The organism is Proteus sp. G2669, from assembly GCF_009915245.1.
In the GTDB taxonomy this organism is placed as follows: domain Bacteria; phylum Pseudomonadota; class Gammaproteobacteria; order Enterobacterales; family Enterobacteriaceae; genus Proteus.
Genome location: NZ_JAABLX010000041.1, coordinates 181,486 through 207,509 on the forward strand (window position 1 = coordinate 181,486; position 26,024 = coordinate 207,509).

Consider the following 26,024-nt stretch of genomic DNA (forward strand, 5'->3'; position numbering starts at 1 on the left):
AGTGCTATATATCCATTAATTTTTTGACTAAACTTGTCGCTGTATTTTTTATTACTTCGTATGTTGCATTATTTTGGATTAATTGATTCGCCTCATTAGAAATTTTTATTATATTGATATTATTAAGTAAGTTCCAATTTGGTAATAAAACATTTTTATATTCATACAATTGTAATTTAAGCAATCCCATACCTTGGTTTCTTGAAGCAGAAATCAATCTATTTAAGTATTGCTCACTATTTAATAATAGCCAAGCCGCTTCAGGTGGAAAGTTATTTTTAGGCTCAGATACATAAAAATTATCAGATAAAGCTATATTCTGAGCATTCCACAAGTGCCTTGGCGCATTTCGGATATAGTAATTGAATGCAATTTTTCCAATAACTGGCTTGATTAATTTTTTACGTTCATTAATATTATATTTTTCCAGTCTTTTCTTCATCCAGATTTGAAAATCGACGTTTCTTTCTAGCGCAGAAGTTGATAAATATATGCGATGATCTGGTTTTATTACCAATCCATCTAATCGAGATTGCTTAATAAAAAATGGTGAGGAAAAACTAAAAAATGGATCTGCTTGCTCAGCAAAAAAAGGTGCTCTTTTAGGTAATGACGTTCCTCTACGAGTAACAAGTAGCTGCTCTAGAGTTTTTAATTTACTATCACTAGGGGCTTGATTTTCATACTTTTCTATTGCTAAAGATTGTTGCTCTCTTTTTCTATAGAATAAAATTTGAGCATCAATTATAACATTTTCGAAAGGTGTTTTTACTGATTTACTTGAAATTAATTCAGCATGTTGTCTTAATAATGATAATGTTTTTTTACCATAACCTGAATTTTTCACCGCATCAAAAACGATAGCACATAAAACCCCTCCAGATGCTAAATCAAGTATACCTTTTAAAAGAAATAGGGCAAATAAATTTGACTTTTTATCAATAACTACACCAAATTTAGAATTTAAGTATTCATTATATTTAGTTTTAACTTCTGATTTTATTCTTTCCTGTCTGATATATGGCGGGTTCATTATTACTAAATCAAAATTATTTTCTAATGAAAAATCTAATAAATAATCTTGATTATAGGTTTTACTATTAATATTCAGACTATGGTTGATTTCTTTTGTAATAGATTGCATTCGTGGATCAACATCATAGCATGTTAGTTCAATTTCCTGATGTTTAAGTCTACTAATTGCCTTTGAAAAGGTCGCAGGTCCGCAGGATGGATCAAGAATTTTTTTAGCATTTGGAATTAAACTAAATGCATCTCTGACCATTTCATAAGCAATTTCATCTGGTGTCCAGACTTGACCCAATGATTCATCTAGTTCTAAATTTAATTTCATAAAAAAAGTTGTTTTATTGAATATGCTATAGCTTGTGCCATAAGAGGGGGTACTGCGTTACCAACCTGTGTATGTAAACTTCTTTGATTGGTATAGTATGGCGAAAAATTATCTGGAAAAGATTGCAATCGCAATGCTTCTCTGACTGTAATGAGGCGTTCTTCATTGTAGTGATAATTTGCCCCTACATTTGGGCGGTTAAAATATGTATTTATTGTATAAGCAGGAAAATCGGGGTGAAGCCGGCCATAGGTAGTTGTTCTACCGCCACTAGCTTTAAATGACATAATACGCTTTGTTGATATTTCATCAGGAATATCCATGTAATTACCACCAGCTGGGATATGTTTAACAAACTCTCGGTCTAAAACGGACATTGTTGGCATTACTTGATGAGAAACGGTTCCACCATTGCTTTGTCTCATTAATTTAGCATAAGATGTAATCGGGGGAGTTGCATATTCTATTTTTTCTTTACTGCCTTTTGGTAGCGGTGAAGGTAAATCACCCAGAGCATCACTAACGCATATCGGTTTTATTAAGTCTGGCTGACCTAAGTGTTGAGCAAAATCTTTTGATGTAATGAGTTTAAATGTTTTATTTTGAAAGCGATGCCCAATCATAAATACACGTTTTCTTTTTTGTGGTACGAAAAAATCTGTCGCAATTAATTTTAAAATTTCAACATTATATCCTAGTGCTCTAAACCTAGCCGATAAAACCTCATGTAGTTTAATACCATTTATTGAAGAGGCCATCAAGCCTGGTACATTTTCCATAACAAACACTTCAGGCTTAACGTTTTCAACAGCTTGGGCAAAAGCAAAAACTAATTTTGCACGAGGATCATCCTCTAGTCTTTTACCAACTAAAGAAAATGCTTGGCAAGGAGGGCCTCCTATTAGTATTTCAGCATTAGGTATAGTTTGTAAATGTTCCCATATGTCTCCAACTATAACGGGATGACCAACTAGCTCAGAATAAGATCGAGCAGCATCAGATGATAATTCATTAGCCCAAATAAGGTTAAAACCAGCATTTTTAAACCCAAAATCGAGTCCACCACAGCCTACAAATAACCCTGCTACTTGAGGATTTAATTTTTCCATCATGTTAATCCTAATACTGATATAAACCCAGTATTTTAACGTAAAAAGTCATTTGGTTAAACACATCATTTTAACGTTCTAAGTTGATTTATTGTAACGCCATATATAAGCATAAGCTTGTTTCGCTTGCAGGTTATTCCTTATTTTGGCTTTGGTGAAAGTTATAGTTCTATATTTTTTGCTCAACTAAACTATGGTATGTACATCTAAGCTTTTCCTCTACTATCATTTTCTCCACTCAACTCATACTGGTAAAGCACCTTATGAAATGTAAGAAAATTGTAAAATTAAGCGTCAGTCGAGGTTTTGAGTAAAATAGTAAGGGAATACCAAAGTGAGGAATGACATATTCCCTGACAAACCGCGAGTTTAGTAAAGCCATCCAGCTAGTGTTGGTAATGTTATAGTAATGACTCATGGCGGGTATGATGCTTTTTCATTGTTGAATTTCCGGAGTGATTTAAAAGTTAATGCTATTGGTACGGAATGATGGGACGGTGTGGTGGATTAAGCTCTAGATTCGGCAATACGTGCTTGTAGCCATAGCTCAACTTCGCTCTTTAACCAGCGAGAGCTACGCCCCAGTTTTATTGGTTTAGAAAACTCACCATCTTGGATCAATTTATAAAACCATTTGTCAGTTAGCCCAGTTAAACGGGTTATAAATTTCATATCAACGAATTGGTCATCTAATAAAGGAATCGCTTGAGTGCTCATTATTGAACTCCTGTCTTTAAAGTTAAAAGGCAGAAGGGATATCGATGAATGCTTAGGGATATCTCTCTTCCAAAAGATATCCCCCTCATGTTTTTTATTAGTAGATTAACGGCTGCATCCAAAAGAACGCTCACCATCACCATAATATTTCGTATGCTCTTTTGCTAAGTAACGACAGCGCTGGTTTAATTCAAATATCGTACTTTCATTGTTGGCATTATTGTTATCTAGCCAAGTAACTGCATTGTCTGGGATATGAACTAAATAACGCTCCGCAGGATAGTTCAGACCAATAGCACTACACCATGCTTGTTGCAGTAACGAATGAAGCGTTCCTTCCGTTCTAGTATAATCACCTAAGCTCCAATAGACGTCCTTATTGACTAGTAGCAATAAGTGATAATGTTTCCGGCAACTGATCTCACCAAACTCTCTGACCCAAACATAAGATAAGGGGCATAAATAATTACGATCCCAAACTTTATTTTTGCGTTTTAGGTCAGCATCTATTTTGGCTTTTAGGGATTCAATGAAACGAGTTATGACTGTTGAATCCTCATGGTAATGAGTTGTCGATGATGGGAAGCGTAAATCGACGCGAATAGCTGTAACACGATTATAAGTGAGGAGTGATTTGCGGATAACACGATCTATCTTACGAAGATAGTCCTCATTGTAGGTATAACTAGACATGATTTATTCCTTAAGGTTTTTTAAGTCATATCTAGTTCGATGGATGTAAAAAATAGATAAGTTAGTCAAGATTGCTTGAGTGATCTTTAGACCTATAAAATGCCATTCTTACTCTATTAAATATATAACTATACCAGCACCGTTTTTACACACAGAAGTCCTGCTAGTCAGAGGCTCAGATGATTCATCTCATCAAGAAGTACTCTGATATTAATTTTCTAACGCGAAATGAATAACAGCGTCACTTTCACAACATTAGAATTATTTTTTTAGTATGCTTATCAATAAATACAGCACTATTGTATTCGTATAAGCCTAATAATCTATTCGTAACCCCTTAAAAGTAAGGAATGACAGGATATGAATATCACGATTAAATCATGAATAAAATGTGTTTTAATTAGTTATTTATTGGTAGTTTAAATAGTTTTTTATAATTTTAAAATTAAGCAATAATCATGTTTTAATCGATATAAAAATGAGGTTTCCATGACAATAAATTATTCATATTTAGAGAAAGAAATTTATGGTTACATGAGGAAGAATAAAGTTTTTTGTTACCTAATATGGCATGTATTGAGTAACAGTAGATACGCTAGTTTTTATCTGTATAAAACACGTTATTATTTGCAAGACCTCACAGTTAAGGACGATTTTAGTAGTGTTATAAAAACAGTAACGAACGGTTTTTTTGATAAGAAATTTATTTTTGTACCGAAGAGTCATGAAGGGCGATATGTAGAATCTATTGAATATATTAACTTTGTTGTAGCTAGGCTTAATGCTTTTCAATACACAGATTATGTTACTGATATATATAGTATGCTTGACTACTTAAGAAATGACTTAATTAAGGAAACCTGTCATTACAAGTACTTTGATTGGTTAAAACCATCTGATATAAAAATGTGTAAGTGGGTCTATAACTATCTGGTCAAAAGTAAAGCATTGACTAAAACTGAATATCAGGATAATGAAGAGCTTTATCTTTACATTGTGACTGGTTTTTATTTATGGCAATCACCTCAAGATGAAAAAGATAAGCGCTATAAAAAATTACTTCAAGCTAGAAATGAACGAAAGCATAGGAAAACCAATCAATTAAAAGGTTCAGGTAAACCAAAAATTTCATCGGATGAAATTATATTTTCTGTGGAAGCAAGAGCGAAACTGACAGAACTAGCACTTAGTTATGGTGTCTCAGCCTCAGAGTGGCTAAACAGCTTCATTATTGATGAATATGAAAAAATGAAATAAATTTCAAATATATATCATCTATGCGAACTTAACATATATTAAGGTTGCAACGATGAATAAACTCGAAAATCATTTTCTTTTCCTCCCTAAAGGGGCTAAGAATGTGTTTTTATCCCATTTGAATAAACTCATCAACTACTCTCCCATCATCGGCCTGATGGGTAAAACAGGAGCTGGAAAATCCAATCTGATCAATGCACTCTTCCAATCATCACTATCACCTGTGAATGATGTTTCAGGTTGTACGCGACAAGCCCAACGCTTCAGTATGACGATGAACAACCACACACTCACCTTTATTGATTTACCCGGCGTAGGGGAAAGTCTTGATCGAGATAGAGAGTACCACCAGCTCTATCGTAACTTATTACCCGAACTGGATTTAATCATCTGGGTACTCAAAGCGGATGACCGCGCATGGTCTTCAGATGAACAGTGTTATCGCTTTCTTACGGAGCAATGTGATTATCATCCAAACCGCTTTCTATTCGTATTAAACCAAGCTGACAAAATAGAGCCCTGTCGCCAGTGGGATGAACACAACCACCAGCCATCCCTTGAACAAGTGGCTAACTTAGAATTGAAGCAACAAGCCGTGATAGCAGCCTTTAAACCGCATCATCCGGTGATGGCGGTTTCTGCTGTCGAAAACTATCAACTCACTGAGTTAGCTGAGCAATTAATACAGGCGTTACCGGCGCAAGCCAGTAGCGGGGTCGCTAGGCAACTGAACAGCACTTACCGGACGCAATCCGTGGAAAACTCTGCACGTAACGATTTTGGGCAATGTGTCAGTGATATCGTCGATACCATAATCGATATCATTCCATTACCCTCATTGATAAAACATACGGTCAGTACAGTCAAAAACAGCATCGTCTCCGTCGCTAAATCCCTGTGGAGTTTTTTCTTTTAACTTCTTAAATTAACACAACATTGATGACATCAAGCGCCAGTCCTTAACGGGATTGGCGCTTTTTTATTTCTTTTTATTGGAGTATCAACTTATGAGTAATACAACTGAATCTACTATCACAATGGAATTAGTCCCTGGTGAACAACGCCTTGATTTTTGGTTCAACCATTTTGGTGCAGTGAAAGGCTGGGACACCTTTGAAGTAGTGATCTTCACCACGATGGGCCAATTCTGCGATGAATATCATGGCGGTTACTGGGAATATGGCACGCTCAACAATGGCGGTGCCTTTATCTACCCCGATATAAACGCAGACACTTTAACCCTATTCAACATGCACAACGGCAATGAGGCCACAGTGAGCCAAGAAGCCGCAGGCATTGCAGTATGCCTTATCCTGTACAGCATCTGGTCATTCCAAACAGAAAGCGAAGTGATGTGTGACCGCTTTTATCAGCTACGTGACCACGCGTCACAACATCCCGAATCCGCTGCCATTTTCCATTTAATTGATTAATCAGGAGCCTATCATGAGTTTATTAGCTTCGCGTTTTGGCTCTGTTAACAATATTCGTCGTGACCGTCCACTCACCATTGAAGAATTATTTCGCACGGTGCCCAGTGTGTTTTCTGAAGAAAAACACAATTCGCGCAGTGAACGGTACACTTACATTCCGACCATTACCTTACTTGATAGCCTGCAAAAAGAAGGCTTCTATCCATTCTTTGCCTGCCAGACCCGGGTACGTGATGTTAGCCGTCGAGAGCACACTAAGCATATGTTACGGCTGCGTCGCCATGACCAGATCACGGGCGTACAAGTTCCTGAAATTATTTTGCTCAATAGCCACGATGGTTCAAGCAGTTATCAAATGTTGCCGGGATTATTCAGAGCTGTGTGTGCGAACGGTTTGGTGTGTGGCGATGTATTAGGGGAAGTACGTGTGCCCCATAAAGGGGATGTGGTGGGCAAAGTAATTGAAGGGGCGTATGAGGTACTCGATACCTTTGAGCAAGTGGCTGAAAAGCGCGAAAGCATGCAGTCGTTATTGTTACCGCCAACCGCCCAACACGCCTTTGCTGAAGCGGCTTTGACCTACCGCTTTGGTGAAGAGTTCCAGCCCGTTACACGAGAGCAAGTTCTACAGCCTCGACGCTTTGAAGATAAGAAAGAAGACCTTTGGACGGTGTACCAACGGTTACAAGAAAACCTGATTAAAGGGGGATTATCAGGCCGCACTGCAAAAGGCAAACGCGCTCGCACTCGTTCAGTGAATGGGATTGATGGCGATATCAAACTCAATAAAGCCCTGTGGGTGATGGCGGATACATTATTTAACCAACTCGCCCCTCGCCAGCCCAACTAATTTTCCCACCCTGACAGGTTATGTCGTTACGCGTTGCTTTCTTATCGTTTAAATAAAAAGCATAACGTTATTTATCAAATAATTAGATATAGTCATTTTTCACTAAAAAGCCCAATGAGAATTTTTCCCAACAGACATAACCTGTCAATTCACTAAGTTAAACTCCCTCACTTCTTAATTTCCTAACGTCTGTTATTGAGAGCAATACGTTATGTTTCAGATTAACCGAAAATATGACCGCATGGCTGTGCGACTCTCTGCGCTGATTGCCCGCTTAATGGCAGGAGAAAGCCTTGTGCTCTCGTGTTTAGCTCAAGAGTTCAACGTTTCTGAACGCACGTTACAACGGGATTTACGTGAACGCTTGGCTTATCTGGGGGTAGAAGGTCGGCAAGGTTGTTATCGTTTACCCATCAATACGCTAAAAGCTTACCGAGACAAAGATGTTCTGACCTTTGTAAAACAGATTGGAATGACTCGGTTGTTCCCGGGGCTAGACAGTCGCTTACTGGGATTGCTGTTAACTCAGCAGCCTCATGCACCTTGTTTGATTTGGCATCACGCCCATAAGATTTCTGCTTTACATGCCGACCATTTCTATCAATTGGTGTATGCCATTACCAGTAAGCAATCTATTAGCCTACTTACGCCTGAGCGTCGTTTTAATCCACTACAACCTTATCAACTGATTTACCGTGAAGGTCAGTGGTACTTATTGGCGGAATACCACCAGCAAGTACATGTCTTGTTGTTAGAGGATATCCAGCAAGTTCAATCACTTAATACCTCCTTTACACCGAAATATGCAGTGATGCAACTGTCACAACAAAACAGTTTTATCGCGGCACTACCGCATTTTCGATTGATATCACAAGTACTTACCTCTCTTCCATCACACAAAGAAAGGAGCCGACCATGACGTTACTAGCGCCACCAGCATCGCATCCCACACATTGCCCTCACTGTTCTTCTGAGCAAGACATCATTGCATGGGGCACGGGCTGGATGTGCCGCGATTGCGGTCACGAATGGATCATGCCTATTCAAAATTACCCTTACACCGTGAATTCATTATCACATAAGGAAGCTTAAAAATATGAACACTGTTTCACACTTACAACTGGGTTTAGAACGGATCGCTATCGTTATCAGTATTTTGTTATGCCTTTGGATTACTGGCGTATTGTTAACACACTTCCAGCTTATCGCTCTCATCATGAACCCGTATGGGATCACATTGATGTACTTCGTTTTATATCTCTTGGCTTTGGTTATCCCACAACTCTTGGCGCAATTAGGCTTGTGGGTTTTAAGTGCCTTTAAGGAGATTGATTATAAAATCCATTTCAACCCCAAGTTAGTTGCCATTATCTCTTCTATCATCATCGGATTAGCTCTCTATAGCCTACTGATTATCATGTCATCCGTTTGGCTATACGGTTTTACTGAAGGTATCGCCACCACGATATTGCTGGTTGATTTGCTTATCGCCACTAGTATTGCCTTTTATCTTCACCGACGAATTCGTCACTGGGTTTCAGTGCGATTAAACCGCTAGCCATAACATTAAACATGATCAGCAATTTTTGTTGTGGATACCTTATTCACCATTCACCCGATAACCATCGAATACGCCATATCAGGGAAAACCAAGCACCCATTAGACGGTGTTCATCAAGCGTCAATCTGACGTTTCTATTTATGTTGATAGGAATTTATAATGAAAAAATATGTAGTTGTAACTGTATTGGCCTCACTGTGGTTGATGACATCCCCCGTCTCTGCCACCAGCCAGCCTCCTAAAAATACCATTTGGGAATATAAAGGTGATGGCGGTAAAACCTTATGGCAAGTGTGTGGAAGCCAAAACAGTACCTGTAGGATTGTGGGCTCAACCAAGCATTATGTTGCTGTACTAAATCATAAATCCGCGTCAGGTTGCGCATTTGGTGATTTTTATATCGTGGCAAGAACTGACGGAAACTGGCAACAACGCGATACGGGCACTTGTAGCCCTAATGCCTACGTCCAAAAAGGAACCATTAATAATGGCCAGTACTCCTCGGTCGATATTGGTGTTGGCGGGACGATTGTAGCTCGTTACCCCATTGGGTATTGGAGTATGCAAAAAGAGTTCTCAGGCAAGAATCGACCGCGCTGGAAAGAAAAAGACCGTACTAAAGGTGGATTGCAAACCAACCAACAATAAATGACATTCTCGCTACCGTTGCTTGCGGTAGCGAAGACGATACAAGATAACAAAAGGTAACGTAATGAATAAGATAAAAAGCCTATTTGCGATGAGTTTATTGGCAGTCAGTACATTTAGCTTGGCTGAAGAACAACAGCGTTATGCGAGCATCACACATACGAGCTCAAACTTTATTAACCAAGGTTACTGTGGTTACTCATTTACTCTTGATAATGGGGGTAACCATATGGTTCTAGACCACGCGGAGTTTGGTGCGCTTGAGCTAACGCTGCGAATGAAAGATGGGCAAGGAAAAGTATTAGGGGATACGGTACTGGAAGTGGAACCTTTTGGCGATTCTAGCGCAACGCGTGCCGCCTTTGCAGGATTGGAAATTCCGTGTGAGGTTGTTGCTGAGTTTGAAGTGGTTAAAGCGGTAGAAGATCAGAACGGGCGTAAGGTCGAATTACCGTTATCCATCTTTGAGGCCAATAATCCTGAGTTGGCGAAGATGTCGGTACATAAAAGTAAGTAGTAATTTATCGTAAAATAGCCTACTAAAATACCAATTTATAAAGAAAAATCCATATTTAATAGTAGTGTATACTATTAAATATGGAATCCTTTTACTTTTTGAAATCATTATAATTTATGGTCTTGTTATGATATTGCACTTTATTCTGTCTGAACGTATCATTACAGGGCTTTATGTGTAGTCATAAAGGTTTATAACAGATTGTCAATGTATTTGTTCTTCCGTCGGAAGAACACGCACATCGTCATGAAGCGTAAGATTAATAAGGTTATCATAATCATATAATTCTCCTCGCAGATTATATTATAAATCATTTCTAATAGTACGCGGTGAGTGCTCTTTAAGAGCCAGATGATTGGTTAGGCCAGTTAGTTAAAGCCCAAGAGAAAACTACGGAATGGCCGCATATCCACTTCTCTTGGGTTTTGCTAGAGTTATGATGAAAAAATCAGAACTACCATCATGGTACAAAAAAAGAAATTATCTTCATTTTGATGAAGCAATTAGTGCTAAAAAAGCTAGCAGCATAGTAACTAACAAAAAAATTGTAGCATCACATGCTTTTTTCCCTTTTATATCATACGAATTTAGTCTTAATAAATTGGATAGAGATTTAGCTACCGGATGTTTGTATAGAAAACCGAAGCAACGAGAAGTTGCTTATTCATCCCACATTGATAGCCATATTTATGCATATTATTCAGAAAAGTTATCTGAATTATATGAAGAAAAGTTAGTTAAAAAAGGGTTAGATAAATCGATACTTGCTTTTAGAAAACTTGATGGAAAAAGTAATATCCATTTTTCTAATGATGCATTTAATTATATTAGATCTAAAGGTGAATGCACTGCTGTTGCGTTAGACTTCTCAAAATTCTTTGATACCTTAGATCATGAAATTCTTAAACAAGAATGGTGTAATTTATTAGAAGAAAAGTTCCTTCCTAATGATCATTATAATGTATTTAAATCATTAACCAAGTTCGCAAAAGTAGATAGAGGATTATTATTTCAGGAGTTCAGTATATCTCCATATACACCAAAAGCTAATGGAAGATGTCGAGTATGCTCATCTCAAGATTTTAGAACAATAGTAAGAAAGAAAGGTTTTATTCAATCAAATCCGAATGGTAAAGCAGGTATACCACAAGGATCTCCAATTAGTGCTTTGCTTTCAAATATCTATATGCTTTCATTTGATGAAAAAATGAAAAATTATGTTGATTCTATTAATGGTATATATTTTCGCTACTGCGATGATATGTTATTTATTGTTCCAAGCTCTGAACGAAATAATGTTGAAATGTATGCAATTAAAGAAATAGGATCTTTGGTTGTTAAAATTAATAATGAAAAAACAGAAATCCGTGATTTCAAATATCAAAATGGAAAACTCTGCTCATATGAAGATGGAAAGATTAAACCACTTCAATACTTAGGTTTTTTATTTGATGGAAATTCTATTTATTTAAGGTCTGCTGCACTTGCCAGATATTCAGAAAAAATGAAAGGTGGTGTGAAATTAGCTAAAAGCACTATGAATAGAAAAAATAAAATAAGAGCAAAAAATGGCGAATTAGAACAAACTATACTATATAAGCGTAAGCTACATCGGCTTTATTCTTATAGAGGAAAGCGTAATTTTTTATCCTATGGTTATAGGGCTGCAACAATAATGAACTCGAAGAGTATAAAAAAGCAGTTAAAGCCATTATGGGCACGTCTTAAAGATGAAATTGATAAATGATAACATTAGTGTCTTATCTTGAATGAATAGCTTAAAGTAAATTGAACAGAATTTCATTTGTTGGTACATATGTTGGTATAAATAAATTTATACTTTAATATTTTAATTTAGATCATGAGGTTAAGTATTATGTGCGAGTCCGGCCTTCGCACCATAAGAACATCAATGGACGTCAAAAGACGTCTTTTTTGTATCTAAAATCCCAGTTCTACAAGGCTTTTCCCTCATTTTAACTCTACCAACGTATACTCAACTCAACCGACATCAAGTTAATGATGTGGGTACATTTGCGGGTATATACCGATTCGATAAAGTTTTGTACCCGCTATTCGGCTGCGAAGATAGTTAAAATGGCACTTTCTGATACTAAGATCCGTTCTGCAAAACCTGAAGATAAAGCATATAAGCTGATAGATGGTAAAGAATTATTTCTTCTAGTTCACCCCAATGGTTCTAAATATTGGCGCTTTCGTTATCGCTTTGGCGGTAAAGAAAAGATGCTAGCATTTGGTGTATACCCTGATGTCTCCCTAGCGAATGCCCGTGAAAAACGAGATGAGGCAAGAAAACTTGTCGCTAACGGAGTAGATCCTAGTGAAAAACGTAAAGAAGTGAAAGAAGAACAACAAAAAGAATTTAATACATTCGAGAAGGTTGCTCGCGATTGGCATGCAACTAATCAGCGATGGTCAGAAGGGCATAGTTATCGAGTCCTCAAAAGCCTTGAGGACAATATCTTTGTTGCTATTGGTAAGCGTAATATTGCTGAACTAAAAACTCGCGATCTCCTAGAACCGATTAAAGCCGTAGAGATGTCTGGACGTCTTAAGGTTGTGGCACGTTTACAACAACGTGTGACAGCTATTATGCGCTATGGGGGGAGCTGGGCTTTGGGCAGATGACGTTATCGAGAGACAGCTTAGCCATTTGGAAAGAAATAACGTTAAAGTGGCTTATTTGCACACATCACATCATTTAGATGAGCGCCGGCTTATGTTGCAATGGTGGGCTGATTAATCTAGATGCCAATAGGCAAAGATTTATCTCGCCTTACGACTACGCCCAATCCACAGGCAGGGAATAACATCCCCACCACCTAAATGTAGTTATTTACTGTTTTAGGTAATTAGGTTTTAAATACTTTTATATATAACTGTTTGTACTGTTCATTTTTATATAAATATAGCAATCAACTATTTGATATTGTTAATAAATTTAATTTTGAACAGTTTAACTATAAGTGTGCGCCAGTGTTCATCGGTGTACACTTCTAAAAGCTGGTGGTTGTTAGATATTGAGCGAAGCCCTGATTACACGACTGAGGTAACAGAGCTATAACCCTTTACTTATATTACCTTTTATTTCTACCGATTAGCTCACGGTATTAAAAATACTAATATTCGTTATATAGTATTTACCTTTGGCTAAAACAGGATACTGTAGCGTGATATGTTGCACTTAAATGCTACTTTAAGACCTTATGAATAATGACTATTAGCAATAGACTAGTGGGAAAGCTCAGCATTGCAAAAGTAGAAATCAATTCATTTGATTGAGTTAACATATCTGCAATTTCTTGTAGTCCTTGGGGCGTTAGTTGGTCTGACCAAGGTTGATCAAGTTGGTATTTTTTAGTAACCGCATATCCCATCTTTAATAAAAAAAGAATTAAATAATTCGTAATTATAATAAATACCGTTAAGGCCCACTTTACTATACTTTTAGCTTTCATCAGGGGTCTCTGCATCAAAAGTGCTACCAAAAATACCTCCGGATCCCTCAGATGAAATACCGGACGAGCCTACGGTTGATAAGCTTTGGGTTCCTGCTTCATAGCCAGATTGCTTAACTCCTTTCTCAGTGGGTTTTCCGCTATTAATATTAGGATATTTTTCTTTAAACACACCTGTCATTTCAATAATAGTCAGTGAAGAAAAATCGTGTTTTTTACTATCCAGGTAATCTTCTAGCGATAAAGGGATAACAAAAGACTCTTCTCTTTCTATGGGATATTGGGTTCTAGTTGGGGTATAACTGCTATTGAATATTTTTGATCCCCCAGCCTTCAATCCATGGACTGTATGGGTTGTACAATTGCTTGAACTTAAGTCATAGACGTCGATTACATGACCGTAGTTTTTTGTCGCTTCCCCCGCATTTTGGGGTAGCCATGTTGGTTTTGTGCCATTTATCCATAATGAATAGAAATGTTGATATGTTTTTTCAACATCTGCATCGTTGATTGAAAAAACACGAGCATTCATTTTGTACAGCTCATGCCTAAAATAATTTCTAGCATCCTCACCTTGTAAATATATAAGAATACCATCGCCAGCGACGCCAGCAGTACCTGTACGCCCAAATCGACCATAAGTAAAAACGTGAATATGGTTATCTTTGTGAATTGAAATATAAGAGTGTCCTGCCTCTACTCTTTCAGTCCAAACGTAGACTCCATCCGATAGCTGCTCATCAGCTCTATCACACACTCCTATAGCATACTCATTATATGTAGATTGCGAACTATTAAAGTGTTGGTGCGGAGCTATAGGTTTATCTTGTACTACAAGATTATATGCGCGAGACATCGGCTCATCTTCTTTACTGTAGCAATCAGTGATGGAGTTTATCAGTCTTGCTTTACACGGACAGGAGCTAAAGCTATCCAGTGTTCCAGCCATCATTCTACCATTACCCCATACGTTGCTAACACCACCCAGTATGTTGTATGTTCCCGAGTGTTTGCCACAGGTTACTATGTCTCCTTGACGTGCAGCAGACCTTCCATAAAATTGAAAGGTATCATCACCCGTTAAAATCTGACCGCCACAGGTTGTTTTATCGCCAACTCGTAAAAAATATCCTATAGCCATATCTGTCCATAAACGTAATTGAACTTAAGTTAAATATTATTGTTGACCAGCGTTAAGGTATTGACAAGTTATTTTTAACAATTACTAAGGGTTACAATAGATAAGAGTAGAGTATTGACGTTATTAATAATATCCAATGAAAATGATAAAGATGCTATTATGGCAACAGCTTATGTAAGAGGGGGGATGGTGTTAATTAATCTAGTTTTCAAACCCCAAACTACTGAGTATAAATTTAAGTATACAAAAAATTATTTATAAATTTATATTAAATAAAAAAATGCATTGAATGTTAAGATCGAGCCTGGCCTCCGCACCAAAAATTAGACGCTAAGAGCGTCTTTTTTATATTTAGCCTAAACCCTATTATTGATTTTGAGTCTATTTTTGATATTCAAAAGTACCATCCCATTCGGGCAGTTCAGCAGGAGGAAGAGGGACAATTTTATCAATATCGGAAAATTTGGCGTTGGGGTATTCATCTCTTTCGTCATTAATCAAAGCATAACGACGAGACCGTTCTAAGTCGATTTTCTGTCCTAAATAATCCAAGCTATTATTAGGATCACTCGTTTTAAATGCTCCTGATAAATTATAAGCACTTTGAGAATCTCCTTGTTTAACTGTCTCTTGATAATAAAATAAAGCTTGCGAGTAATTTTCATCAACAACCAAATAGTTCATCGCTAAACGAAAAGAGGCTTTACTAAAACCTTGACGAGATGCACGATCCAACATCGCACGCCCTAAATCTAGGCGATATAATTCAGGCACTCGAATATTTATAAAATTTTGCCCTATTACATATTGTCCTTCGGGATCCTCCATCACGGCAGCTTTTAACATATACTAAATGCGGCTCCTTTATCCTGCTCTACACCATATCCTCTTTCTAAATAAGTCTCCATAATGTAATAATCAAAAGGAATATTCATTTGAATTAAGCGCTCGACTAACTCGATAACTTCATCCGTTCGATATTTACCAACGGAAGGATCAATATCCCCTTCAGTTATCATAACTTGCAAATTACCTATCGCTTTGTAATGGTCTTTTTCAGCGGCTTGGCGAAAAGCTGCGCTATTTGATTAAAATTGGGATTATCCTGTTCGCTTAATTGCACCGCCTGTTTAAACCAATTGTCTGCTTGCGGATCTAATGGCAGAAAAACATCATCCACCATTAATACTTTGCTATGAACATAAGTCGGTTGCCAAAGAGATTTTTGAGTTATATCTGGATTAGTCGACACTAACGTACAAATAATCGTATTTAAGTCCGGTATTTTTTTTTCTATCATTTCATTTTTTTATCTTCAGATAATTTGTCTTTCTTAAAAAAATTAGGAGACAAATCAGGGTACTTTAATTCTTTTAGCATATCGTAAGTCGTAAAACTCCCCACTTTCATTTCTTCAAGTGCCGTGGTATTTGTCATCACAAATAAATACAGGGGTAAATGATATCCTTCTGCTTTTCTCTTTTTTACCGCCTCTGTTAATGTTGTTACAAGAGGTGAATAACGGAAATATTGATTTTCCATATAAATATAATTGCGGGCAGTCGATATTGCTTCTATACCAACTATTGTTTTAATACCATTGGATTAAAAACGACTATTTTTTTATCCTTAGTAACACCACATGGCATAAAACCTTTTTTAAATATGGAGAATATTTCTTCTAATTTAGAACTCTCATTAAAAGAAAATAAATATCGATAAATACTAGCCATACTTAGCATATGATGACACTCATCACTAACTTCTTCTAAAAATGAATCATATTCGATATTATCAGCTAATCCTTGCTCCTTTCTCATGAGATATAATTTTCTTTTCCTAATATTTTCCTTTACATAGTCTTCAGTTGACAGCTTTGTTCTGCCAAGAATATTTTTATCTGCCTTTTTATAATCTTCATGAAGGTAAAATTCAGATATGAGATCAGAAAAAAAATCGCTCCAAATTGCATATGGACTTGAAACATTTTGATCAAAAAGGAGTTTTATAGCATTTTCTTTATCTTCTATAATTTCATATCCTTCTAATTTATCAGAAGATCCAGAAAGAAAATTAGAGCTTTTTAAAAAAAGCATTGGCTCCATATAAAAATCTATTGTTTCATGCATTGATATCACCCTAATATTTTACTCCAACAATCAAACACTCTTTGCCTTCCTATTTGGCTAACATCCTTACCAAATATTTTTGTGTTATACATATCTTTAGATCTAATTATATTCCCATCCATTATGCCTTTTTAGCTATATCTTGTATGTTAGCTACTTGTTGCGATATAACTTCTTTAGATGGTTTAAGATCTATTCTATCTAAAGCATTTCTAATCGCATCTGTGTATCCGTGATGGTTGCCTTGGTGCCTTGCCATTGCACTAACACCATTGTCAGCTTTCCTCAAGTCAAGAATATGCCGTTGGCAGCAACATCAATACCATATTCAATTTTTATCAAAGCAGGATGATTTACCAATTCCTTCGGTATAACCTTGCTCGGTGACTAATATGACCGCCTCTTGCTTAAACTCAGTGGTATAAATATTGTTTGTTTGTTTTTTCATTTAGCACCTAAATAATTGGATTAGATTCCATTATTAAAGTGATCTGCTTTATTAAAACAGATCACTCACTGTATCAAGCTAAAGAAGAACAGAAAAAGAATTTAATACATTCGACAAGCTTCTCTGTGATGGCCTCGCGACTAATAAAAAGTGGTCAGAAGGAGATAGCTGTCGAGCCCTTAAAAGTCTTTAGGGCAACGGAAGTGGGCTGAACTGAAAACTTACATTATCCTAGATCCATTAAAGGTATAGATACGACAGGAAGTTTTGATATTGTGACACAATTATAACAATGCGTGACAGCTATTGTGCGCAATACAACACAGTGAAGCTTAATTGATTATAACTCTACTTATAATATAGCTAGCCAATTCACACTACTCAGTTAGTGAATAGTACAAACCCACCTGTGATTATGAAAAGCTTATCAGAGAGAATAAATTTACTTTTTTTCTATTATTGTTTAATACATATCGAATTAAGATAATAAATGGTTATGAAGGAAATATAGATCATATTATTTATGCAAAGTATAAAAAACAATTACGTTCTTATTCTAAAAATAAGTATTTATCAGATATTCTATTTTTGGTGTTTATTTTTATAACATCAAGATAATGAACTTCATTTAATAAAAATAGATTGATTTAAGTGAGGTTCAATATATTAAATTGAGTTATGTATATCAATGTTAATTGTGAATAAGATGTGTTTTTGCTACCTTTTTTTAACAATTAACATTCTGTTATCTGAAAAAAAGAGATTGCAAATGGTTAGGTAATTATACTTAATTTAATCATACGTAAAAATATAACCATACAATTATGTCGGTGTTCTATTTTAGATAGATGAATAAAGACTTAATGATGAGGTTTATTAGATAATAATTCTAAAATTATTTTTTTGATTTAAGTCGTTATCTGGGTTGGTGATATTAAATGTAATTATTGACATATATCCACCGCGCATTTTGTTTACTATTTGTTTCAAATATGTTTGTGAAATTAAATATGTGTGTGTTTTACGTGTTTTACGTGTAATTTTGCTGTTTCTTATTGAATATCAATGACCAAGAATAGTCTTAATTTCTAGTAAATAATGCCGTTTTTAATCCTAATACGAGTATTAATAAATTAATCCTTCGTTCATATACAGATTATCCTAATTCGCTTTTTAGTTTATTGCACTTTTTATTAATCGTTTTTTGATGTTATTTGATCTTTTATTCCTATATTTCATTAAAAATCATTACTATTATTTATTTAATCTTAAGTTCTTTTACAAATTGAAAATAAATATTTCAAGTTATAGTATGTGCGTAACGAAATTTGGTGGAGTAATTAAAAATATAAATTAATTATTCCATTAATAATATCTAGGTAATTAGATTAAGTTTTTTAAACATCTTAATCTAATAAAGATAAGCTCTACTATTTTAAAAAAATGACGTTAGTCAGATATTAACTTACTTTTGAGGTATACATAATGACATTTAAGAAATTAAGCATCGTTGGCGCTGCAGTTGCATTATCTTTAGCATCATTCGGTTCTATTGCTGATAATAATGGCGTAGTTAACTTCGTTGGTTCAGTTGTTGATTCTCCATGTAACATCGCAGACGAAAGTTTAAATCAAACAGTTAAATTTGGTGAAATTTCTCGTGTGTTCTTAGAGCAAGGTAATGAAAGAGAAAGAGCATTCACTATTAAATTAGAACAATGTAACTTCGACAAATTCAAAAAAGACGAAAATGGCGAGTGGTTACCTGTTAAAACTATGAAAATCCAATTTGACGGACGTTCATATGCAGATGCAACAAATACACTGTTAGCAACTGACAGAACTAAAGCTAACAACGTTGGTATCGCTATCGATACTTACAAATTTGGTGAAGCTTCTGATATCTTAGCTAAAATGCGTAACAAACAAGGTACTAACGTACTTGAATTTACTGCTTTAGCTAAAGCTGTTGATGCATCTAAAGAAGTTAAAGAAGGCGAATTCTCTGCTATCGCTGACTTCCGTATTTCATACGAATAATGCACCAATATATGTATAGGGGATTTTCCCCTATACATATTTAAATAATGGTAATGAGATGATGAAATTTAATAAAAATAAGTATCTGACTATTTTAAATACGATGGGAGTACTATTTTTTGTATCATCAGTCTCTTTTGCTTTTGATGACGTGGTAAAACCCAAAGTTCTCAAAGGTAATGCATCATTAGTTGGCTCAATTATAGCATCGCCTTGCTCTATTGAAATGGAAGATCGTTACCAATATATCCAATTTGGAGATATATCGTTATCTGCTATTGATAATAAAGTAAAGAGAGAAAATTTAAGAAAGAAATTTTATATAAGATTATCGAGTTGTGTTAGTCAATATAGTGATACAGATAAGAAAGCATTAAATATTCAATTTAATGGGTTAGAAGCTAATAATGATTCTATATTTTCGATGTCTGGAAGCTCTAATGGATTAGGTTTTTATATTTTAGATGAAGATGAGAATATAATTACCCCTAATAAGCCTTATTATATTGATCATCTTATATATCATACTAAAGATGCAAAAAGAGAACCTATATTAAATTATCAAATTGAACTTGCTTTTACTAATCAAATAATAGAAGCAGGAAAACACTCTGCATTTGTGTATTTTTCAATCGATTATAAATAGATAATAAATTTATTTTTTTGATCACATTATCACGGTGAATGAATATGCTAATTTCAAAAAATATGGCAAAAGTAGTTTTATTACTCACAATGTCACCGTGCTTCTATGCTTATTCTGTCGAATTTAATACAGATATTCTTGATGCTTCCGATGCTGCAAATATTGATATCAGCCAATTTAATAGTGCTGGTTATATTATGCCAGGGGATTACCATCTTACCATTTTTAGTAATGGTGAAAGGATCGGTCCTAGTCAAAAAGTCTCTGTTTATCCAATTGAAAAAACAGCATCTTCAGAAAATATATTTAATACTGTCTGTGTACCTAGTAATAATCTTGAAAAATTAGGGTTAACAGAAGAAGCAGAAAAAAAAGTTCTAACACACCATGATGGCCAATGTTTAGATCTATCCCCATTAACCGGGACAAATTTAACATTTGACTTGCCTGCACTCGCGCTTAAATTAACGGTTCCACAAACGTGGTTACAATATTCAGATCCTTCATGGGTACCTCCTTCGCGTTGGGAAGAAGGTATTGTAGGTGCATTTATTGATTACACGTTATCACTCAGCGGTGCTAAATATAATTCAGGTTCTAAATCTGTTTATGCATCTATGAATGGTACCAGTGGTTTTAATATGGGCGTTTGGCGTTTTCGTAGTGACTATAGTATGAGTTACCAAAAAGAAAACGGCGGAAATAGCAGTGATAAACATGAATCACATAATTTTGATTTCAATCGTTTCTATGCTTATCGTTCTATTAAAGCGTTGGCTGCGACATTAACTGTCGGTGAAAACTACTTTTATTCACAATTATTTGATGCTTGGCAATACACTGGTATCACCTTAGAAAGTGACGATCGCATGTTACCACCTAAGTTGGTGGGCTATGCGCCAGAAATTGTTGGTGTAGCAAAAACAAATGCGACCATTATTGTTAAAAGCCAAGATCGTATTATTTTAGAAACAACGGTTCCACCTGGACCATTTAGAATTCAGACTTTGGATAGCTCTATCCAAGGGCAACTAGATGTCACAATTCGTGAAGATAATGGTGAAGAACGTAAGTTTACTATTTCTACTGCAACACTGCCTTACTTAACTCGCCCTGGGCAAATCCGCTATAAATTAGTGGGGGGGAAATCACGTTATGAAGATCATAGATTAACGGGTGATACTGCAATTGGTGGTGAAATTTCCTATGGTGTGAGTAATGCATGGAGCTTATATGGTGGTAGCCAATTATCTCAACACTATCAATCTGTTGCGGTTGGTGTTGGGCGTGACCTTTCTATGTTTGGTGCGCTCTCTTTTGATATCAACCAATCATTTGCCAAATTATCAGAGAGTGATAAACAAGGTCGTTCATATCGTGTGAACTACTCGAAATCATTTGATGAAGTAAAAACCAATATTACCTTTGCTGGTTATCGTTTTACGGATGAAGACTATCGTACCTTAAGTCAAGCTATGGAAGAGCGAAGAACTGGGCAGGATGCTTATTCTCCAAAAGAAAGTTACCAAATTTATTTAAATAAATATTTTGATAATTTTTCATTATCACTTAATTATCAACATAATACTTTCTGGAATAGTCGCTCTCAAACGCAATATGGTATTTATGCAAATACGCGATTCTCTTTATCTAAAGTGAAGATCCGCGATATTAACTTAACACTTTCAGCTTTTCGCTCTCAGCGTGAAGGCGTGAATGATGATACGCTAAGTTTGTATGTATCTGTGCCTTTCGATCAAGGTGGCAACCTGACTTTCTCTGAACAATATACAAAAACAGATGGAAAAGGACGCTACAACCATAACGTGGGCTATAGTGGATATGATGAAGGTTTAAGCTACAGTATGAATGCAGGCTTAACACATGGAAAAGAAGTCGATTCAGAATCTTCATTTAGTGGTTATGTCAGTAAAGATATGAGTCTTGCAAACCTTGCAGCAAGTGCAAGTTATGTACCTAGTCAATATAAGAGTTTAAGCGGAACACTTTCAGGTGGTTTAACAGGAACATCTCATGGTTTGGTGCTTCATCAACCTGCTTATGGGGATACACGCTTACTTATTGAAACTCCGGGAATAGCGGATGTTCCGATTGAAGGTGAATCAGTAAAAACTAACGCATTTGGATTAGCTGTTATACCTAGTGTTACTAGTTTCCGTAGTTCATCAGCAGCGATTGATGTGAGTGCATTACCGGATAACTATGATGCTATTGATACGATGACAGATGTCACTTTAACAAGAGGTGCAATTGGTTATCGTCAAATGAAAGTAATTAAAGGCTATAAGCTATTTGCCACAGTTAAGATGAGTGATGGTAAACATCCACCATTTGGGGCAAGTATTCGTAATAAAGATAATGTGGAATTAGGTATTGTTGGAGACGAAGGTATAGCTTGGGTAGTTGGTGTTGCTGAAAATGAAGAACTGGGCGTCTTCTGGGGAAATGAAAAGCGTTGCACCATTAATTTACCTGAAACCATTGATCCAAAAACACAAATGCTATTAATGCCATGTAAGTGATGCTAATAAGGTTAACCGTAAATGAAAAAAGAATTTAATAAAACTGTTATTTCCACTCTTTTCATCTCATTAATGGGGATCTCTAGTGTTGCTCAAAGTGCAGTAACACTAGATAGAACGAGAGTGATTTTTCCTGGAACTGAAAAATCGATTAACATTACTATTCGTAATGATAATCCAACGCTTCCTTATTTAGCACAAACATGGATTGATGATGCTAATGAGAAAAAATTAACAACAGGACCATTAATTGCGACGCCGCCGATCCAGCGTCTAGATCCTAAATCATCAAGTATCGTACAAATTAGTACGACACCTTCTATCGCATCATTACCAAAAGATAGAGAGACTGTTTTTTACTATAACTTACGTGAAGTTCCACCTAAATCTGAAGAAGCGAACGTTTTACAAATTGCATTACAAAGTCGAGTAAAATTGTTTTATCGTCCGGCAGAAATTCTGTCCCAAGCAGACAGCATGTGGTTCCATAGTGTGACATTAACACCGTCAGCGAAAGGGTATACCGTGAATAACGTGACACCTTTTTATTTAACTGTGATTGGATTGGCTTCAACACAAAAAGCATCTGAAACAGGTGCCTTTAGCGTTGTGATGATCCCTCCTAAATCAGATCATGAATTCGCTGTACCTAAAACGAATGTTCCCTATATGACCATTATTAATGATTACGGCGGAAAACCGACGCTGCAATTTAAGTGTGAACAAGCTAAATGCACAGTAGCAAAAGAAATGTAACATAAGGAATAGAATATGAATTCCCAGAAATTTCGTTATCTAAAAAATAGCTGTTTATCTATGATAATTTTATTATCTGGGAGTTATGCCTATGCCAAAATAATTACTATTGAAACAAAACCTTTATTAAATTCTACTGAGACGATAGAAAGCGCATATAATAATAAAAGCAGTGGTTATATTTATGTCACTGCTAATCTTGTCAGTTCGCCTTGTGATTTTATTGACTACAAAATAAAAAGTTATCGTCCAAAAAATAAATTTCTAAGTTATGACGCTTTTTTAATTACAGCGAATTTATCTGAATGTGGTATGGGTAATTCTTTTTCTCCACAGACTGTTAAAAATATGACGGCACCGACACCGATTAATTTATCTTTTATTGAGTATGATCGTGTTTTATCAAAGCATAAATTTTCATTACAAAATGGTAGAAATGCATTGCAATTTGAAGCGCGAGAATTAGGTGCTCATAGCTATCTGATGGAGATATATTATGAATAAATTGATTTATCTACTATTGCCATTATGTAGCCTCTCCACTTATAGCTATGCAGGTGGTTCATTAGATATTTCTTTTATGGGAAATCTAGTTTCTACAGGATGTAAGCTCCCTGAATCGCCTTATAACTTAGAGGTTCAGCTTAATAAAATTAGTAGTAAATATCTTTATGAATATGGACGTTCTCAACCTGTCGATTTTTCTATACCCATTGTTGATTGTTATGTGAGTGATTTAAATAAAACAATTTCAATAAAATTAAATAGTAATACTCTTGTAACAGATAAAGGTATTAGCTATTTAAAAACAGAAGGTGGCTCTAATGTTTTATTAGGTCTACTGGATAACAATGATACAGTCATTAAATTTAATGAAAAAATTGATATGGCTCGTGTTTTAGTGACAGGTCAAAATGAGCAAAATTTATTGAATTTTAAGGTTTATGCACGTCCACCTGTTACAGGGGATTTAAAAGAAGGTGCATTTTCATCGACCATTACATTTAATATTGATTATCAATAGGAGGCGATAATGAAAAAAATAATACTAGCGCTAACTATTGGCTTATTATATGTACCTATTTCATCGGCTGAAATCCATATTACAGTTAATGCGACACTAATTAATCCTGCATGTACAGTGACGGATGCTAAAGGAGCCAAAGAGCTATTTATTGATTTTCAAAATGTGGATGTTAACGCAATAGTAAAAACACCACCAAAAACCTTTGATGTATTAATTAAAGATTGTAACTTAAATAAAATGATGAATTTATATCTTTCTCCTAAAGATAATGGTTATTTTTCTTATAATGGTGTTGATGTATTAGCCACAACAACAGATCAATTAGGAATTGAATTTTCTGATATTACCAGTGGTAAACGTAAAATTAATGTTCAGCGTTATGAACGTATTACACCAATTCTTAGTAGCAGTAATTCAGGGAAAATATCACTAAGCACTCAGTTAGTATCAAATCGATCTGGCACACAGCTTAAAATGGGACCTTTTACAGCTAATGTTTCGTTATTAGTTGATTATAATTAGAGGCTAGTATGAAAAATTATTTATTTTTTTTAAAAAAATATAAAACATTATATTTGAGTGCTGTTTTAGGTGCTAGTTTTTCTATTCCATTTAACAGTATTGCGGCAGATGCGGTTGTTTATACAGATACAATAACTTCTAGTGCTGATGGGTATACAATCGATTTAACTGCTAATAATGCTAAAATCTCAAAAACACCCACTATTGCGTCAAATGGTGATTTTTTCTATCAAGTGGGTAATACTTATAAAATAGAAAAAGGTGCTTCTCAAGTTCGATTTTCAGGAATGGTAAAGTGCCATGGTGATTTCTCTAAAGTGTTTCCTGGGGCAAAAACTAAAAGCTGGACTCCTTTTCATAGAATATTTACTTATTCACCACAAGCTCCATTTTTAATTAATAATCAAGCGACATTTCAATTAAGCTATAATACTTTTGCTACAATTAAACCAGAAGCACCCATATTAAATAATTGGAGTAGTGAAACTAATTCTACGGCGGTTCACTGTAGAAATGAGTTTAATAAATCTACAACTAAAAAAATTGATTCTTTTCGCTATCAATTCCCGTTTTATATAACAATTTATATTAAAAAAAGAAATATTGATGGTGTGACTGTTATTCCAAGCTCTGAATTTGCTGCCTATACTAGGGCTTGGACAAATTTATCCGACCTGTCTCTAGCTAAAGGAGTATTACCTCAATCCATGCCAATTAGCAGTACATCGGCACCAATGAGGTTACTTGGAGCTACATTGATATCACCAGCAGAATGTCGAACTGATGTAGGTTATAACTTGGTTATTAATCACGGTGTATTAAATGCTGAAAAGTATGAAAGCCGAGTTGTTAGACCAATTAATTTCTCTTGTGATCACGTTGTTCCAACCCCTGTTGAATTTGAACTATTTTATACCAAAGATGGTGATCCTCAACAACGTTTACCTTTAAAAGTCGATGGTACAAATAGAACTATCTATAGCAAAATTCAAATGATTGATGCTGAGACAGGTAATCGAGGACAAAAATTTACTTCTAGAGTTGGACAATATAAGCAGATCCAAATAGAAAGTATTTTAAAAGGAACAAATGCTAGTGGAGGTAATTATAGTGGTACAGCCGTATTAATAGCTGCTTATCCTTAATTCTTTCTT

At 35.4% G+C, this 26,024-nt stretch carries 29 protein-coding genes and 1 pseudogene; 19 read left to right on the forward strand and 11 right to left on the reverse strand.

Features of this window, described 5'->3' with window-relative positions; all coding sequences use genetic code 11:
* Positions 1 to 4: 4 nt before the first annotated feature.
* The 4 genes from GWI68_RS11325 to GWI68_RS11340 form a co-directional block, all read right to left on the reverse strand.
* Entirely contained in the window at positions 5 to 1,354 is a 1,350-nt protein-coding gene (locus GWI68_RS11325; RefSeq protein ID WP_166540320.1) for an N-6 DNA methylase, read from the reverse strand.
* Positions 1,351 to 2,463 carry a DNA cytosine methyltransferase gene (locus GWI68_RS11330; protein WP_166540321.1) on the reverse strand — a complete coding sequence of 371 codons (1,113 nt, stop codon included), beginning with the start codon at positions 2,461 to 2,463 and terminating at the stop codon, positions 1,351 to 1,353. The genes GWI68_RS11325 and GWI68_RS11330 overlap by 4 nt, the downstream gene beginning before the upstream one ends.
* A 507-nt stretch (positions 2,464 to 2,970) precedes the next feature.
* Positions 2,971 to 3,180: an AlpA family phage regulatory protein gene (locus GWI68_RS11335; RefSeq protein WP_166540322.1), complete on the reverse strand. Its 210-nt coding sequence runs from the start codon at positions 3,178 to 3,180 to the stop codon at positions 2,971 to 2,973.
* Positions 3,181 to 3,285: 105 nt separating this feature from the next.
* Positions 3,286 to 3,873, reverse strand: a complete 588-nt coding sequence (locus GWI68_RS11340; RefSeq protein ID WP_166540323.1) for an inovirus Gp2 family protein — start codon at positions 3,871 to 3,873, stop codon at positions 3,286 to 3,288.
* Positions 3,874 to 4,362: 489 nt separating this feature from the next.
* Between GWI68_RS11340 and GWI68_RS11345 the strand changes: the two genes are divergently transcribed.
* From GWI68_RS11345 to GWI68_RS11395, 11 genes and pseudogenes are all read left to right on the forward strand, one after another.
* A complete protein-coding gene (locus tag GWI68_RS11345; RefSeq protein WP_166540324.1) occupies positions 4,363 to 5,130 on the forward strand; it encodes a hypothetical protein in 768 nt (255 codons plus the stop codon).
* A gap of 52 nt (positions 5,131 to 5,182) precedes the next feature.
* Positions 5,183 to 6,046 (forward strand): GTPase, encoded by an 864-nt coding sequence (locus GWI68_RS11350; protein ID WP_166540325.1) that lies wholly within the window; start codon positions 5,183 to 5,185, stop codon positions 6,044 to 6,046.
* Positions 6,047 to 6,137: 91 nt separating this feature from the next.
* Positions 6,138 to 6,563: an antirestriction protein gene (locus tag GWI68_RS11355; RefSeq protein ID WP_166540372.1), complete on the forward strand. Its 426-nt coding sequence runs from the start codon at positions 6,138 to 6,140 to the stop codon at positions 6,561 to 6,563.
* A gap of 13 nt (positions 6,564 to 6,576) precedes the next feature.
* The gene (locus GWI68_RS11360; RefSeq protein ID WP_166540326.1) at positions 6,577 to 7,413 is read left to right on the forward strand and encodes a DUF932 domain-containing protein; all 837 of its coding nucleotides are present in this window, start codon (positions 6,577 to 6,579) and stop codon (positions 7,411 to 7,413) included.
* Between the two features lie 211 nt (positions 7,414 to 7,624).
* Positions 7,625 to 8,332 (forward strand): WYL domain-containing protein, encoded by a 708-nt coding sequence (locus GWI68_RS11365; protein WP_166540327.1) that lies wholly within the window; start codon positions 7,625 to 7,627, stop codon positions 8,330 to 8,332.
* A complete protein-coding gene (locus GWI68_RS11370) occupies positions 8,329 to 8,505 on the forward strand; it encodes a hypothetical protein (RefSeq protein ID WP_166540328.1) in 177 nt (58 codons plus the stop codon). The genes GWI68_RS11365 and GWI68_RS11370 overlap by 4 nt, the downstream gene beginning before the upstream one ends.
* 4 nt (positions 8,506 to 8,509) lie before the next feature.
* On the forward strand, positions 8,510 to 8,971 hold the full coding sequence (locus GWI68_RS11375) for a hypothetical protein (RefSeq protein WP_166540329.1): 462 nt from the start codon (positions 8,510 to 8,512) through the stop codon (positions 8,969 to 8,971).
* Between the two features lie 162 nt (positions 8,972 to 9,133).
* A complete protein-coding gene (locus tag GWI68_RS11380) occupies positions 9,134 to 9,622 on the forward strand; it encodes a hypothetical protein (protein ID WP_166540330.1) in 489 nt (162 codons plus the stop codon).
* 64 nt (positions 9,623 to 9,686) lie between these two features.
* Complete coding sequence (locus GWI68_RS11385; RefSeq protein ID WP_166540331.1) at positions 9,687 to 10,139, forward strand: IrmA family protein; 453 nt, start codon at positions 9,687 to 9,689, stop codon at positions 10,137 to 10,139.
* Between the two features lie 397 nt (positions 10,140 to 10,536).
* Positions 10,537 to 11,886, forward strand: a complete 1,350-nt coding sequence (gene drt2, locus GWI68_RS11390; RefSeq protein WP_243733348.1) for an antiviral reverse transcriptase Drt2 — start codon at positions 10,537 to 10,539, stop codon at positions 11,884 to 11,886.
* 350 nt (positions 11,887 to 12,236) lie between these two features.
* Positions 12,237 to 12,970: pseudogene (locus GWI68_RS11395) on the forward strand (integrase arm-type DNA-binding domain-containing protein).
* A gap of 637 nt (positions 12,971 to 13,607) precedes the next feature.
* Here GWI68_RS11395 and GWI68_RS20335 read toward each other — a convergent pair.
* From GWI68_RS20335 to GWI68_RS20340, 7 genes are all read right to left on the reverse strand, one after another.
* Positions 13,608 to 14,759, reverse strand: coding sequence for a PAAR domain-containing protein (locus tag GWI68_RS20335; RefSeq protein WP_243733349.1), 1,152 nt, complete (start codon positions 14,757 to 14,759; stop codon positions 13,608 to 13,610).
* Between the two features lie 381 nt (positions 14,760 to 15,140).
* A complete protein-coding gene (locus GWI68_RS11405; RefSeq protein ID WP_166540332.1) occupies positions 15,141 to 15,605 on the reverse strand; it encodes a DUF6396 domain-containing protein in 465 nt (154 codons plus the stop codon).
* Entirely contained in the window at positions 15,599 to 15,778 is a 180-nt protein-coding gene (locus GWI68_RS11410; RefSeq protein ID WP_166540333.1) for a hypothetical protein, read from the reverse strand. The genes GWI68_RS11405 and GWI68_RS11410 overlap by 7 nt, the downstream gene beginning before the upstream one ends.
* Positions 15,779 to 15,792: 14 nt before the next feature.
* Positions 15,793 to 16,059 (reverse strand): hypothetical protein, encoded by a 267-nt coding sequence (locus GWI68_RS11415; protein ID WP_166540334.1) that lies wholly within the window; start codon positions 16,057 to 16,059, stop codon positions 15,793 to 15,795.
* Entirely contained in the window at positions 16,056 to 16,301 is a 246-nt protein-coding gene (locus GWI68_RS11420; protein ID WP_166540335.1) for a hypothetical protein, read from the reverse strand. Before GWI68_RS11420 ends, GWI68_RS11415 begins: the two co-directional genes overlap by 4 nt.
* A 41-nt stretch (positions 16,302 to 16,342) precedes the next feature.
* Entirely contained in the window at positions 16,343 to 16,888 is a 546-nt protein-coding gene (locus GWI68_RS11425) for a hypothetical protein (RefSeq protein WP_166540336.1), read from the reverse strand.
* Positions 16,889 to 17,009: 121 nt separating this feature from the next.
* The gene (locus GWI68_RS20340; RefSeq protein WP_243733351.1) at positions 17,010 to 17,147 is read right to left on the reverse strand and encodes an AHH domain-containing protein; all 138 of its coding nucleotides are present in this window, start codon (positions 17,145 to 17,147) and stop codon (positions 17,010 to 17,012) included.
* A gap of 1,674 nt (positions 17,148 to 18,821) precedes the next feature.
* Between GWI68_RS20340 and GWI68_RS11435 the strand changes: the two genes are divergently transcribed.
* From GWI68_RS11435 to GWI68_RS11470, 8 genes are all read left to right on the forward strand, one after another.
* Positions 18,822 to 19,376: a fimbrial protein gene (locus GWI68_RS11435; protein ID WP_166540337.1), complete on the forward strand. Its 555-nt coding sequence runs from the start codon at positions 18,822 to 18,824 to the stop codon at positions 19,374 to 19,376.
* Between the two features lie 61 nt (positions 19,377 to 19,437).
* Positions 19,438 to 20,022, forward strand: coding sequence for a fimbrial protein (locus GWI68_RS11440; RefSeq protein WP_166540338.1), 585 nt, complete (start codon positions 19,438 to 19,440; stop codon positions 20,020 to 20,022).
* Between the two features lie 44 nt (positions 20,023 to 20,066).
* On the forward strand, positions 20,067 to 22,565 hold the full coding sequence (locus GWI68_RS11445) for a fimbria/pilus outer membrane usher protein (protein WP_166540339.1): 2,499 nt from the start codon (positions 20,067 to 20,069) through the stop codon (positions 22,563 to 22,565).
* Between the two features lie 21 nt (positions 22,566 to 22,586).
* On the forward strand, positions 22,587 to 23,321 hold the full coding sequence (locus GWI68_RS11450) for a fimbria/pilus periplasmic chaperone (protein WP_166540340.1): 735 nt from the start codon (positions 22,587 to 22,589) through the stop codon (positions 23,319 to 23,321).
* A gap of 15 nt (positions 23,322 to 23,336) precedes the next feature.
* The gene (locus GWI68_RS11455) at positions 23,337 to 23,825 is read left to right on the forward strand and encodes a hypothetical protein (RefSeq protein ID WP_109408553.1); all 489 of its coding nucleotides are present in this window, start codon (positions 23,337 to 23,339) and stop codon (positions 23,823 to 23,825) included.
* The gene (locus tag GWI68_RS11460; protein ID WP_166540341.1) at positions 23,818 to 24,345 is read left to right on the forward strand and encodes a fimbrial protein; all 528 of its coding nucleotides are present in this window, start codon (positions 23,818 to 23,820) and stop codon (positions 24,343 to 24,345) included. Before GWI68_RS11455 ends, GWI68_RS11460 begins: the two co-directional genes overlap by 8 nt.
* Before the next feature lie 9 nt (positions 24,346 to 24,354).
* Positions 24,355 to 24,870 carry a fimbrial protein gene (locus GWI68_RS11465; RefSeq protein ID WP_166540342.1) on the forward strand — a complete coding sequence of 172 codons (516 nt, stop codon included), beginning with the start codon at positions 24,355 to 24,357 and terminating at the stop codon, positions 24,868 to 24,870.
* Between the two features lie 8 nt (positions 24,871 to 24,878).
* Positions 24,879 to 26,015: a hypothetical protein gene (locus GWI68_RS11470; RefSeq protein ID WP_166540343.1), complete on the forward strand. Its 1,137-nt coding sequence runs from the start codon at positions 24,879 to 24,881 to the stop codon at positions 26,013 to 26,015.
* Positions 26,016 to 26,024 lie beyond the last annotated feature (9 nt).